At 68.4% G+C, this 12,295-nt stretch carries 12 protein-coding genes and 1 pseudogene; 8 read left to right on the plus strand and 5 right to left on the minus strand.

Going from position 1 to position 12,295, the window contains the following annotated elements; all coding sequences use genetic code 11:
- Window positions 1-38: 38 nt before the first annotated feature.
- A complete protein-coding gene (locus ABZX79_RS08470) occupies window positions 39-482 on the minus strand; it encodes a PIN domain-containing protein (RefSeq protein WP_355253496.1) in 444 nt (147 codons plus the stop codon).
- The gene (locus ABZX79_RS08475; RefSeq protein ID WP_355253498.1) at window positions 479-739 is read right to left on the minus strand and encodes a CopG family transcriptional regulator; all 261 of its coding nucleotides are present in this window, start codon (window positions 737-739) and stop codon (window positions 479-481) included. Before ABZX79_RS08475 ends, ABZX79_RS08470 begins: the two co-directional genes overlap by 4 nt.
- A gap of 948 nt (window positions 740-1,687) precedes the next feature.
- Here ABZX79_RS08475 and ABZX79_RS08480 point away from each other — a divergent pair.
- The gene (locus ABZX79_RS08480) at window positions 1,688-1,891 is read left to right on the plus strand and encodes a hypothetical protein (protein WP_355253500.1); all 204 of its coding nucleotides are present in this window, start codon (window positions 1,688-1,690) and stop codon (window positions 1,889-1,891) included.
- A gap of 269 nt (window positions 1,892-2,160) precedes the next feature.
- Here the strand turns inward: ABZX79_RS08480 and ABZX79_RS08485 are convergent, their stop codons facing one another.
- Both ABZX79_RS08485 and ABZX79_RS08490 read right to left on the minus strand, forming a co-directional pair.
- On the minus strand, window positions 2,161-2,928 hold the full coding sequence (locus ABZX79_RS08485; RefSeq protein ID WP_355253502.1) for a calcium-binding protein: 768 nt from the start codon (window positions 2,926-2,928) through the stop codon (window positions 2,161-2,163).
- Between the two features lie 462 nt (window positions 2,929-3,390).
- Complete coding sequence (locus ABZX79_RS08490) at window positions 3,391-3,795, minus strand: hypothetical protein (RefSeq protein ID WP_355253504.1); 405 nt, start codon at window positions 3,793-3,795, stop codon at window positions 3,391-3,393.
- 123 nt (window positions 3,796-3,918) lie between these two features.
- Here ABZX79_RS08490 and sigJ point away from each other — a divergent pair, with 123 nt between their 5' ends.
- The 3 genes and pseudogenes from sigJ to ABZX79_RS08505 form a co-directional block, all read left to right on the plus strand.
- On the plus strand, window positions 3,919-4,920 hold the full coding sequence (gene sigJ / locus ABZX79_RS08495) for an RNA polymerase sigma factor SigJ (protein ID WP_355253506.1): 1,002 nt from the start codon (window positions 3,919-3,921) through the stop codon (window positions 4,918-4,920).
- Complete coding sequence (locus ABZX79_RS08500; protein ID WP_355253508.1) at window positions 4,896-5,036, plus strand: hypothetical protein; 141 nt, start codon at window positions 4,896-4,898, stop codon at window positions 5,034-5,036. The genes sigJ and ABZX79_RS08500 overlap by 25 nt, the downstream gene beginning before the upstream one ends.
- Window positions 5,012-5,485 (plus strand): annotated as a pseudogene (locus ABZX79_RS08505) (hypothetical protein); the annotation flags it as partial. The gene ABZX79_RS08500 and the pseudogene ABZX79_RS08505, both read left to right, overlap by 25 nt.
- Before the next feature lie 68 nt (window positions 5,486-5,553).
- Here ABZX79_RS08505 and ABZX79_RS08510 read toward each other — a convergent pair.
- Entirely contained in the window at window positions 5,554-6,441 is an 888-nt protein-coding gene (locus tag ABZX79_RS08510; RefSeq protein WP_355253510.1) for an NAD(P)-binding domain-containing protein, read from the minus strand.
- A gap of 122 nt (window positions 6,442-6,563) precedes the next feature.
- Between ABZX79_RS08510 and ABZX79_RS08515 the strand changes: the two genes are divergently transcribed.
- From ABZX79_RS08515 to ABZX79_RS08530, 4 genes are all read left to right on the plus strand, one after another.
- Window positions 6,564-9,758, plus strand: coding sequence for a BTAD domain-containing putative transcriptional regulator (locus tag ABZX79_RS08515; protein WP_355253512.1), 3,195 nt, complete (start codon window positions 6,564-6,566; stop codon window positions 9,756-9,758).
- 584 nt (window positions 9,759-10,342) lie between these two features.
- Entirely contained in the window at window positions 10,343-11,209 is an 867-nt protein-coding gene (locus ABZX79_RS08520) for a hypothetical protein (RefSeq protein WP_355253514.1), read from the plus strand.
- Window positions 11,210-11,240: 31 nt separating this feature from the next.
- Window positions 11,241-11,825 carry a hypothetical protein gene (locus ABZX79_RS08525; protein ID WP_355253516.1) on the plus strand — a complete coding sequence of 195 codons (585 nt, stop codon included), beginning with the start codon at window positions 11,241-11,243 and terminating at the stop codon, window positions 11,823-11,825.
- A 124-nt stretch (window positions 11,826-11,949) separates the two neighbouring features.
- Window positions 11,950-12,282 carry a hypothetical protein gene (locus ABZX79_RS08530; RefSeq protein ID WP_355253725.1) on the plus strand — a complete coding sequence of 111 codons (333 nt, stop codon included), beginning with the start codon at window positions 11,950-11,952 and terminating at the stop codon, window positions 12,280-12,282.
- The last annotated feature ends 13 nt before the right edge of the window (window positions 12,283-12,295 follow it).

Genomic DNA, 12,295 nt, shown 5'->3' on the forward strand with positions numbered 1-12,295 from the left:
AGCCCCACAGGAAGCATCAGTTGGCACCCCCGGACCCGTCAGAGGGGCAAGTCGTCGGGCAGGACTCGGAACGCTTTGTGGCGGCCGAGAGGGCGGACGGCACGAAAGTCGCGTCGGTCCAGGGTGAGAATCGCATCGGTGTCGTAGTCGGCCGCCAAGGCCACATTCACCGCGTCAGCCAGATCGAGATCGAGTCCCAGGTAGCGGGCACGGACGGATTGGGCAACGCCCAGGCGTTCCTCAGTGATCTCGGGTACGGAGACCCGGCCGCGGCGCATCCAGCCCCGGATGTCATCGATCGCACTCATCGCGGCCTCACGGCCGAGCACTCGGGTAACCACGTGATCGAGTTCAGCCAACAGCAGCGGAGACATGACGAGCAGCCCGGCGGCCATGATCGCTTCCTGGGCCGCCTCGCACTCTGGGTGCGTTGAATCGAGGGCGGCCAGCAGGCCGGACGTATCGGCGATGGCGATGATCACGCGGCGGTTCCGGGATCCGTCTCGCGCTGGACGGCGTCGGCGACGGCCTCACGCACTTCGTCTTTACGAAGGGTGCGCCCCGGGCCGGGGAAGGTACGGGAGAACAGTGGCTCGTCCCACACTCGGTTGGCCATCGCGGCGAGATGGATGCCTTGCCTGATGATCTCAGCCTCGCTTATACCGCGGCGCTTGGCCGCTTCCTTGATGATCGCGAGGTCTTCCGGGTCGGCGTAGACGTTAGTGCGCTTCATCGACATGTACCAACCATAGTCCATGTACCAGGATGATGTACGTATGCGCGCTAACCAAGAAACGTCACGCGCTTGCAGCGTCTCGATGACCACAGATCCCGCACCAAAAGCTGCGCCCCCTGCTTCCCGTGGCCCGAGCGAAGTCGCCACCGCGCGGGCACTCCCCTGAGAGCCCCGTGCCACTACGCGCCATTCGGAGGAGAAAGCAGCGGTCACTACGGGCACCTTCTGCCGCCGACCAACAGCACATCCGCACAGGGTTCTCGCTGGCCAGAGGCGTTCCTGGCGACCGAGTGCCGGTTGATCCCCAAGCATAGAACGCGCATTCGATTCTCGTCACCCGCTCCAGAGAAAAAGGCCCAGGCCAGAGGCATGATCCCCGACCCGGGCCATTGTGTTGTCTAGACCGATTCAGGCGTCGCGCACCACGTGCGCACCACTGCCCCTCTTCGAGCCGCTGGCGATCTTTGCATTTGGCCACCCCTTGCTCAGGGGTAAGACATCGGGGCTCGGCGTGTCCCCAACGCGCCGGGTGTCTTGAAGACGGCAGCGGTCTGGAGGACGAGTCCGTCGGCTTGGTCCTGGAGCGCAGCGACGACGAGTGAACGCACCCGGCGGCCGTCGTGAAGCCAGGCGAGGAGCTGACATCAACAGCGGTGGATAGCAGTACTCGTGGCCGTCTCCCCACGGCGCGGGTAGCTGTGGGAACGCAAGCAAGCACGAGTGTCGGGGGGAACTCCTAAAGCGAGTGTCGCAGGTTCGAAGCGTGCCGACAGACCAGCGAAGGGGCCCTCAGCCGATCACGGCTGGGCGTCTGCATCGACTCCCGGGCTAACCGGCTCGACCTAACGCTAGGGTGCGGGCGGGGGGCCAGTGCGAGGAAGACTGCCAGTCGAAAATGCGGGGAGCGGCTCACTGTGGCTCGAGCCGGGTGAGGCCGTCACCGTCTCACCAGTGGGGGACGGCCACAACGTCCAGTTCACTGTGACCGTCGCGGCCGAGCTGGTGAGTGTGTGGCTCTACGAGGACGGCGATCCCGACAAGGTCGTCGCAGAATCTCAGGTGATCGATGCGTCCGGTACTCCGCTGAAGTGTGGGCACCAGCGTCCCGACCGACGGATCCCCTGGGCCGCCTCTTTGCCATCCGAATCCGATTGATGCCCGTCCACGCGGTAGTCAGAGGCTGTCCCCCTCCTACAAGAGCAGCCGCGACCGTGCCAGATCCGTGGCATGTCTGGCGGTACGCCGATCGTTCGCCATTGCGGCTCGCTGCCGCTGGCAAGCGACACTCCCAAGCTCACGAGCGGGTTCGATTCCCGTCAGCAGCTGGCTACTAACGAAGACCCCAGGCCAGCGGCCTGGGGCGGGACCATGCGGCAAGGCGCGGGAGGAGTGCCGACTCACGCACGTCCCGCGCCTTGCGGCACTTACCGCACGTCCAGGTAATCGCCAGCTGTCTTGACCGCCGGGGTCGTGCTGGTGCCTGCGAAGTGGTAGCGCCAGTAGCCGTCGCTGGAGGCTGTGACGGTGGTCTTCAGGCCGCCAGTGCTGTTGGTGTTCACGGTTTTGACCGTCGTGTACGTGTCAGTCCCAGCCTTCCGGAACTGCAACTTGACCGGCTGGTTGGTGTAGCCACGATAGTCGTGGGTCTCCCAGTTGGCCCGAGTCAGCTTGCCGGTGATGGTGATGGTCTTTCCTTTGGCGACCGGTTCCGGCGACGCGTTGACGGTGAGCTTCGAGTAGCGCTGAATGTTGACGTTCTTATAGACATCCACGGAGATGCCACCGTTGCCTTTGTCGAAGGCGTCAACGGCAACGTTCCACTTGCCCGCCCATGCGTTGGCCAGGCCGCGAGGGTCGATCGTGAAGGTGACCTCGCAGGTCTTCGTCGTGCTGTTGACGGCTGTGCATGTCCTCGGGCTACGCGGCACGGTCATATCCATGTCGTCTTCACCTGTTCCGTGCCACACGTAAACCATGGCCGTCTCGATGCCGTCAGGGTCGGTGGCGGTTATCGAACCAGGGAAGGTGACCACGTTTGACGTGCCGACCGCAATGTTCTTACCACCATTGACCGTGGCATTGGTGATCGTAGTGTCGCCGCCCCAGATCTCGTCGGCCTGAGCCGTTGGAACAGTGAAGATGGCGAGTGCCAGAGCGCCAGACAGTGCGGCACCTATGGCGAATGAGCGCATGAAGTCCCCAGGATGGTGAGGCCTGCCGGCTAGCCCACCGCCGCAGGCACCCGATTGGTGGGGGAAGTGTACAGACGTAAAGAAGGCTGAAGGACAGGACCTGTCCTACATCTCCGACAGTCCGGTTACGCCTGTGACCTGCGATAACAGTCCGGGCTATCCGGTACAAGCGGCTGTAACACCTCGCAAGCAGTGTTCCAGCCGGTCGGCTTGCCGACCTTCGGTAGTCGCAGGCGCTCAAAGCGCGAGTTCGATTCTCTTCACCCGCTCCAAGCAAAAGCCCCAAGCCGGCGGCCGGGGGCTTCGGTTGTGTGGACCAGCTCAGGCGTCCGGCACCAGATCCGCACCAGGAGCGTGGGCCCGGCCCGGAGCGGGTCGCGAGGGTGTGCCCGGTGTGACGAAGGCCGTAGAACCTGAACTCCTCCGGCACGCCGAACTTCACCCGCGCCTTGCGCGCGGCGGCTACGACCGGGTGCCTGAGCGCTCCGTCAAGCGGGTGGACAGCACGTGGCCCAGCGCCAGCACGCTCAGGGCGAACATCAGGGTGCCCAGGGGGACATGGAGCGACGGCATGTGCGCGATGCCCAGCACCACCTGCACCGAAGCGAGTACGAGGAAGCCGGACGCGTACAGGATGGGGCGGGGTGACCCGCCGCCCGGCCGCCATGCCAGGATCGCGGCGAGCACGTACAGCATCGACGCGCCGTACATCACGCGCGATCCGGCGTCGTGCAGCACCGCGCCGTGGGACGAGTTCAGCAGCATTCCGGCGGTGACCGCCTGGAAGAAAAGCGACAAGGTCTGCAGGGCGATCGCGACCTGCAGGAACGTGACGCTGCGGTGTTCTGCCGTCGTCTGTGTGGCCATGGCGCGGTCCCCTCTTCTGCCTCGCGGCGGTGGATCGGTAGTGTCTCGGTGGTCCGACGACGTGGGCCCGCGAAATGTGAGGCGAAGCGCGGACCTGACAGTCCGGGGCGGTGTTTCGTCGAAGTGTCGAGAGCGGAAGCGGACGAGAAGAACCAGGGAGCGGTCGCGACCGGGAGCACCCCGTCCGAGCCACGGCATGACCGGTCCGAGCCGGGACTGAACGCGATCGTCGGTGAGCGTCGCCAGCTGATCAATGTCGCCTACCGGCTGCTCGGTTCGCTGGCCGAGGCCGAGGACGCCGTACAGGAGACCTACGCCCGCTGGTACGCGCTGTCGCGGCAACAGCAGGAGGCCATCGAGTCGCCCGGCGCCTGGCTGACGACGGTGGCCGGCCGCATCTGCCTGGACGTGCTCGGCTCGGCGCGGGTCCGGCGCGAGCGTTACGTCGGCGAATGGATACCCGAGCCGCTGCCCGACCGTACGGAGTGGCTCGGCGGGCGGGCGGGCGGCGGCAGGGCCGAGCCGGCCGACCCCGCCGACCAGGTCACCCTGGACGAGTCGGTGAACATGGCCTTCCTCGTCGTACTGGAGTCGATGACGCCGGCCGAACGCGTGGCGTTCATCCTGCACGACGTCTTCCGGTACCCCTTCGCCGAGGTCGCCGAGATCGTCGGCCGGACGCCCGCGGCCTGCCGGCAGCTGGCGTCCTCGGCCCGTCGACGTATTCGCGCCGCGCAGACTCCGGTGGTTCCGACGGCCGGACAGGCCGGTCTGGTGCGGCATTTCAAAGAGGCGTGGGAGGCCAGGGACATCAAGGCCCTCGTCGACCTGCTCGACCCCGACGCCACAGTGATCGCTGACGGCGGCGGCCTGGTCGGCACCGTCCTCCGCCCGGTCGTGGGCAGCGAGCGAATCGCCCAGTACCTGATCCACATCGCCGGCAAAGCCCCTGGGCTGACCCTCCTGGAGCGGACGGTCAACGGCCGGCCCGGCCTGGTCGCCCAGCACGCCGGCATCACCGTGACCGTGGCGGCGTTCAGCCTCACCGGCGGCCGCATCAGTCGCATCTGGGCAGTCCGCAACCCGGAGAAACTCCGCCCGTGGACGAAGAACGGACAGAGCTGACCCGGCGCCACGAACCTGATCTCGGCGTCGCTCTGGCTGCCCCGCCGTCCAAGCCGCACGGCCTGGTCGACCGGCTCAGCCAGGATCTCAACTGGAGCGACGCGGATGGCGCGTAAGAGCCCTGGAGGCGGACCCGCTGTCCGCGCGACTGATCGTCACCGATCCCGCCAGCCGTGAAGAATGCGAGGTCGACATCCTCAAGGAAGCACTCTGGCGACCGCCCGTGCAGACCGAACACGGATGGGTGCTCTCCCTCGAGGATGTCGTCGGCACCAAGGTCCGTGCGCCGGCCGACCGTGGACTTGCCCGTGACCTGATCGACGTACGAGCCGCTACGGACCGGTGGAGCCACGTCGAGCTCGAAGAGCTCGGGCGGCGCCATTCCCGTGGCTCCTTCGACCTCACCGATCTCCAGGCACGTCTGGGCGGAGCCGACTGGATCGATGACACCGAATTCGCCGCCTACGGGCTCGACGAACACGCGATCACCTCATTGCGGCAGTGGGCACAGGAGTGGGCACAGGAGTGGGCCGACGACATCGCTGAACGACTCCACGAGCTGGAAGTCGCTTGCGTCGCCTCAAAGCTCTCGCTACAGATCCATGCCAGGTGGCTCGGCCTCCGTCTGGGGGCCTACCCCACGACCGCCTTCCTTCTCAGCGACTCGATCGCCCGGGCAAGGCTGGCGGCGCCGTGGCCCTGTTCGATCTGGTGCTGGAACAGGGAGTGGAGAGGGGCGAGCAGGGCGACGTCGATGCCCTGGGCCTTGGTGGCGCTCAGGATGTTGGCGAGGCCCACGGTGTTGATGGCGAGATTGGACGTCTCGGTGGCGTAGTCACCGGAGTCGATCTCCCGCGCGAAGCCGGGCAGGGCATCGGCGGCCGCCTTCAGCCAGGGCACCAACAGGTCGGTGATCTCAGCGGCCTTGATCTGTGCCGAGTCTCCCAGAGCCACCGACTGGAAGAACCCCCCGAACATCCCGTACATCCCGCTGAGCAGTGCGATGTCGTACACCGACGCGAGACCGGCGTCGGGGCCGACGAACGTGCTCTTGCCGAGGAGGCCCAGCTGGTCCTTGTACGTCCCGAAGACGTTGAGCGATCCGCTGTAGAGGACGAATGCCTCGGACGTCCCGATGGTCTGGGGAACCGCGTACACCGCGCCGTCGAGGTACGCGGCGCCGTGTTCGGCCGTCCAGGCGGCCAGTTCGCGGGCCGGCTGCGGGGTTCCGGAGGTGAGGTTGACCAGGGCGCGGCCGGCGAGGGGGCCGGCGGCAGGGGTGAGGACTTCCCGTACGGTCTCGTAGTCCAGTACGCAGAGGATGACGAGGTCGCTCGCCGCGATGGCCTCGGCCGCTGTGGCCGCCCGCACCGCGCCCCTGTCGACCAGGGCGTCCGCCTTGCCCGGTGAACGGTTCCACACGGTCGTGCGGTGGCCCTGGTCCAGGAAGGTCCCGGCCAGTACCTGGCCGAGGTTGCCCAGACCGATCACCGTGATCGAGTGCTTGTGGTCGGTGTTCATGTCACTCCTCCGTCGTGTTCCGGCTGTGGGGACATCGTGTCTGCGGGGAGTGCCGATCGGCTGTCGGTCCACTGCCGGTCATGCCAACAGGCCTGCGCGAGGGCCGCGTTAGGGTGGGCGCCATGCGATTCGGGGTGCTCGGTCCGTTGGCGGTGTGGACTGCGGATGGTCAGCCGGTGCCCGTACCCGGGACGAAAGTCCGTGCCCTGCTTGCCCGGTTGCTGGTGACCCCGGGGCGGGCGGTGTCCGCCGACCGGCTGATGGACGATTTGTGGGGTGCGGGGCTGCCCGACCATCCCCGTAACACGCTCCAGGGGAAGGTCTCCCAGTTACGCCGGGTGCTGCACCGGGCCGAACCGGGGGGCCGGGAGCTGGTGGTGTCCGGGGCTGCGGGGTACCTGCTGGCGATCGACGGCGACGCGGTCGACGCGGGGCGGTTCACCGCCCTGCTGAACCGGGCGCGAGCCGGCGCCGCGCCCGGGGTGAAGGCAGCGCTGCTGTCCGAGGCGCTGCTGCTGTGGCGCGGCGAGGCGTTCGCCGACTTCGCCGACGAGCCGTTCGCCCGCGCGGAGATCGGCCGGCTGGAGGAGAGTCGGCTGGCCGCGCTGGAGGAGCGGGCCGAAGCACGCGAGGAGCTGGGAGAGGACCGGCAACTCGTCGGTGAGCTTGAAGGGTTGGTCGGCAGGTATCCACTCCGCGAACGTTTTCGTGCCGTGCAGATGCGTGCGCTGTACCGGGCCGGCCGGCAGACGGAGGCGCTCGACAGCTATGAGGATCTCCGGCGCCGGCTCTCCGACGAGCTCGGCCTGGAGCCCGGCGGCGAGCTGATGGCCCTGCAGCGGGCGATCCTGCGTCAGGACCCCGCGCTGGACGCGGCGCGCTCCGGCGGCACCAATCTGCCCGCGCCCGTCGCACGGCTCATCGGCCGGGACGAGGCCGTCGCCGCCATCGCCCCCATGATGGCGTCCTCGCGCCTGGTGACGCTCACAGGTCCCGGCGGGGTCGGCAAGACGCGGCTGGCCGTGGAGGCCGCGCGGCATTCGGCCGACGGCTTTCCCCACGGCGTATGGCTGGTCGAGCTGGCGGCACTCGCCCCCTCACCCCGGATGCTTTCCGGTACGAACGCCGTGGACGCGGTGGCCGAGGCCGTGATGAAGGTCCTGGACATCCAGGAGGCGGGCGAGCCCGGAGAGGTGGTGTCGCCGGTCGGCCGGCTGGTCGGGGCCTTGCGGGACAGACGGCTGCTGCTGGTCCTGGACAACTGCGAGCACGTGGTGCATCAGGTCGCCGAAGTGGTCGGGGCGCTGTTGCGCGATACGCCGGGTCTGACGGTACTGGCGACCAGCCAGGAGCCGCTTCGCGTCGGCGGTGAGCTGGTGCGGCCGGTGCCACCGCTCGAACAGCCGGACGCCGTCGAACTGTTCATGTCCCGCGCCGCCACCGCGCCCGGTTACACCCTCGACGCGGGCAACGCCGAGGCCGTCGCGATGCTCTGCAGGCGCCTTGACGGCATTCCTCTGGCGCTGGAGCTGGCGGCCGCCCGGGTGCGGACCATCGGCGTACACGGTCTGGTGGACCGCCTCGACGACCGGTTCGGGGCGCTGACCGGCGGCGCCCGGAACGCGCCCGAGCGGCAGCGGACGCTGCGCGCCGTGATCGACTGGAGCTGGGAGTTGCTCACGGCCGCCGAACGCGTCGTGCTGCGCAGGCTGTCCGTCCACGCCGAGGGTTGCACCTTGGAGGCGGCCGAGGCGGTCTGTGCCGGGGAGGGTGTGAAGGCCACGGAGGTGGCCGACCTCCTGGAGCAGCTGGTGGACCGATCATTGGTCGTACTGTCCGACCGCCCCGACGGCCCCACGTACCGGCTGCTGGAGTCCGTGAAGGAGTACGGCCGCGAACAGCTGCGGACAGCGGGCGAGACCGACGCCGTAGGGGAACAGCACAGTCTGTACTACACCGCACTGGCTCTCCGGGCGGCGCCGCTGTTGCGTGGCCCCGGGCAACAGCGCTGGCTGGAGCGGCTGGACCGGGAGGGAGCCGAGCTGCGCCGAGCGCTCGACTTCGCCGTACGACGGGGAGCGGCGGACCGGGCCCTGCGGACCGTCAACGCGCTGGCCTGGTACTGGGTGCTGCGCGGCCGGGTCGCCGAGGCCCGCAGGTCGTTGGAGACGGTCCTCGCCGCCACCCCCGCGCGGCTCACGCCCGACCGGGCCCTGGCCATGGCGTGGAAGGCGGGCATCGCGCTCCTGGAAGGCGCCGCTGATGCCGGAGCGGAGGAGATCGACACCGTCCTGTCGGCGTACGACGAGATCGACGATCCCGTGGGGCGTGCCACGGCACTGTGGTTCCTGGGCTTCGCCCACATGGGTTCCGGAGAGGTCACCACGGGGGAGGCGCTGGTCAATCGCGCCCTGGACGGCTTCCGGGCCGTGGGGGATGCCTGGGGGACCGCGGCGGCCCTGAGCGTACGAGCCCGGCATGCCATGGCCCGCGGTGACCTGGACGCGGTCGGGCGTGACGGTGAGGAGAGCGCCCGTCTGTTCCAGGAGATCGGTGACCAGTGGGGGTCGTTGCAGACCGTCTTTCCCTTGGCGGCACTCCGCGAGATCACGGGTGACTACGGACAGGCCACCCGGCTCCAGCGGGACGGGCTGGCCATCGCCGAGAAGCTCGGGCTGTGGAAGGAAGCCGCCAAACGACTGTCCGGCCTCGGGCGGCTCGCCCTCCTCGCGAGGGACTACGCGCAGGCCAGTACGTACCACCAGCGGGCCATGAAACTGGCGCGCGAACAGAACTTCAGGTCCGGGGAGGTGGACGCCGAGATCGGACTCGGGCTCGGAGCACGCCGGGAAGGCGACTACGAGTCGGCCGAGACCCACATGCGCGGCCTGCTCGCGTGGTTCCGGAAGGTGGGTTACGGGCCCGGCATCACACTCGTACTGGCCGAACTGGGTTTTGTCGCGGAGCTCCGTGGTGACGCGGCAACGGCGCACGCCCTTCACCTCCAGGGCTTCGACGCGGTGCGCGAGCTCGGTGACCCCCGGGCGGTGGCTCTGTCGCTGGAGGGTCTGGCCGGTGCCCGGGTCCTCGCCGGGAGTCCAGGGCACTGCGCGATGCTGCTGGGCGCGGCAGCGGCCGCCCGTGATTCCATCGGTGCTCCGCTGCCGCCCGCTGAGCGCCAGGATGTGGACCGCATCGCCGCCGCGTCCCGAGGTGCCCTGGGGCAGGAAGCCTTCCGCACCGAGTTCGACCGCGGTGCGTCGCTGGACTTCGACCGAGCCCGCGCCATCGCGTGCGACGGTGCGACGGCGCCATAAAAAGACGAAGAAAGTTGTCGTCGGATGTCGAGGGCCGGTCGCCGGCTCCGACTGAAGGGTGAGAGCGCGCTGAGGGGGCGCGCGGAACATCTCCGACCCGAAGCTGTGGCGCGGCTCCCTCGGGCAGGCGCTGCCTCCGGCGGTCGTCCTGCTCGCCGACCTTTTCTAGCGGCTTCTGGCGGCGACGTACGGATGCTGTCCTGACCGTTGAGCACGGGGTGCGCGCCACGTCGCCTTCGCTCTCCTGGCCGTCGGTGGCAGTTGGGTCCTCACCCGCCCACGCCGGTAGCGCGTGGCGGGGCTATTGAACGGAATCACTCCATTCGGCGAACGGCCGATGAATCCACATACGGAACGCGCGCACGCGTCGCGGCATCCGCACAGAGAATCACGCGTTTCGCTCGGAATGCGACGACATATCCGTGAGTACGAGACGCCATCGCCCGTAAATCTTCGCAGCAGCGTCACAAGGGCTGCGCACCACCTTCGGGGAGTGCCATTAGCGTTACGGCCGCTCGACCCCGCGTGCGAACTCAACAGGTCGCCGGCGTCCCTGGCGGCGCAGCCAGCACAGAAAGATCGCAATGGACTACTGCTCGTCGTGCCGCCGAGACCTCAACGGGGTGTTCGTGTGTCCAGGGTGCGGCGCATACGCTCCGGACATCGCCCCGCCCGCCCGCCGACAACACGGCGCGGGCGCCGCTACCGCGACGACGCGGGACGTATGGCCGACGGGGGAAGTTGCCGATGCGACGGCCGACGCATCGGGCACTGATTCCTCCAGCGGCGCCGAAGACGCCGCCGCCACCGGCGCCGCCGCCACCGGCGAGGGCCGGGCGGCTCGGCGCCGGCAGCTGGCCCGCTGGAAGAAGCACCGGCGCCGGGCCGTGGCCGCGACAGCGTTTGCGCTGGTCAGCGGCGGCCTGACCATGGCCGCGCTGCCGAGCGCCAGGCCGACCACCAGCCAGACGAACGCGGGCCCGCCGCCGGAGCCGGTGACCGCGTCGCCCACGCCCCAGGCAGCCACCGCCGGCTCTTCCGTGGAGCAGCCGGACACCCCGGTGGCGAAGAAGCCCAGCACCCGCCCGCCCGGAACAGCCGAACGCCCGCAGAACACCACCGTCGCCACGCCATCCACCGCGACGACGAACCGGCAGCCGGAAACCGCCGCCACGAACCAGCCGCCCGCGACCTCGAACGCGACACCGCACACCACGGCGGTACCGGCACCCCGGCCGGCCGAGCGTACGGGCGCTGACACCACCGGCACCCCGCCCTCAGCTCCCGCGCCCTCGGTCGAAGCCCCCGCCCCCGCCCCAGAGACGCCGCCGCCCGCTCCCGCCGAACGCCCCGGCGTCGTAGGCACGGTTGTGGGCCTTCTGCCGGGTACGACGACAGCCGAGCCGACCTCGCCGACGCAGGTGTGCCTCATCGGTGTGTGCATCCGCTGACACCGCCGCGACATAAGGAGGCCGAGTACCCGTGAGCAATGCCTACGTAGCCCGGCTACACAGAATTGGCCGGTGGTGGGCCGTCGATGTTCCGGACCTTGACATCCATACGCAGTGCCGCACTCTGGATGAGGCCGAGGACATGGCGCGCGACGCCATCGCGCAAGCAATTGGCATTCCACCGGAAACGATCACTGTGGATTTGGTGGTTCCGGAATTCGCATCGCTTCTGCAGTGCGTTCTGGAGGCAAAGAGGCACCGTGCCGCGGCCGACGCTGCCGAACAGCGGGCGCTCGCCGATGCCGCTCGCACGCTGGTCGAGGACTTGCGCGTAAGCCAGGGCGACGCCTGCCGACTGCTCGGCCTGTCTCACCAGGAGGTGTCCCACCTCTCCCCGTCCCTGGGCTCAACCGACGCACGGCCATGGCAGTTTGCTCCGCCGTCCACGCCGTCCACGCCGAGCACATCGGCCTTGGCCATCCGTGGTGATACGTCGCAGCCCGCAAAGGGACATCAGCCTCAGCGGCAGCGTCAGCGACCAGCACTCGCCAATGGCTCAGCCAGGCAGGCTTCATTCAGCCGTCCTGGCTGGGCGATTGCCGAGGATGACGGATGACGGATGGCGCATGACGAATGACGCTTGAAGGACACCAAAATCGATATGCGATCGCAGGTTTGGAAGCGGTTTCGCATACGTGGATCAGGCAAGCAGGGAGAGCATGAGCAATTCCCATGAACCCATGCCCGTAAACGACACCTACACCCCCCACACCCCCTACGCCCCTAACCGGGAAGGCGTCGGAGCAAATCGGGCAGCCTTGGTCATCCACACGATCGCGGACGTCGCCGCAGCCTTTCTGGGGCTTTGGATCCTGCTGTACCTGCTCGGCGCCAACGAGGGAAATGTCTTCGTCGGCTTTGTGCACGGAATGGCGGACTGGCTGGCCGGCTGGTCCCAGGACATCTTCACCATGGAGACCGAAGGTCTGAGAGTTTTTCTCAATTACGGTCTGCCCGCCGTGATTTACCTTCTGCTCGGACACGGGATCGCCTCGCGGGTACGCCGCCTCTGACCCTTCAGGCCGG

It is taken from the genome of Streptomyces sp. NPDC002994 (assembly GCF_040611155.1).
Taxonomy (GTDB): Bacteria; Actinomycetota; Actinomycetes; order Streptomycetales; family Streptomycetaceae; genus Streptomyces.

What these genes read in the sequence shown, in the direction of transcription:
- ABZX79_RS08520 (WP_355253514.1), top strand. Translation starts at nt 10,343, where the DNA reads ATGGACTACTGCTCGTCGTGCCGCCGAGACCTCAACGGGGTGTTCGTG.
- ABZX79_RS08475 (WP_355253498.1), bottom strand. Translation starts at nt 739, where the DNA reads ATGTCGATGAAGCGCACTAACGTCTACGCCGACCCGGAAGACCTCGCG.
- ABZX79_RS08515 (WP_355253512.1), top strand. Translation starts at nt 6,564, where the DNA reads ATGCGATTCGGGGTGCTCGGTCCGTTGGCGGTGTGGACTGCGGATGGT.
- ABZX79_RS08490 (WP_355253504.1), bottom strand. Translation starts at nt 3,795, where the DNA reads ATGGCCACACAGACGACGGCAGAACACCGCAGCGTCACGTTCCTGCAG.
- ABZX79_RS08510 (WP_355253510.1), bottom strand. Translation starts at nt 6,441, where the DNA reads ATGAACACCGACCACAAGCACTCGATCACGGTGATCGGTCTGGGCAAC.
- ABZX79_RS08485 (WP_355253502.1), bottom strand. Translation starts at nt 2,928, where the DNA reads ATGCGCTCATTCGCCATAGGTGCCGCACTGTCTGGCGCTCTGGCACTC.
- ABZX79_RS08530 (WP_355253725.1), top strand. Translation starts at nt 11,950, where the DNA reads ATGCCCGTAAACGACACCTACACCCCCCACACCCCCTACGCCCCTAAC.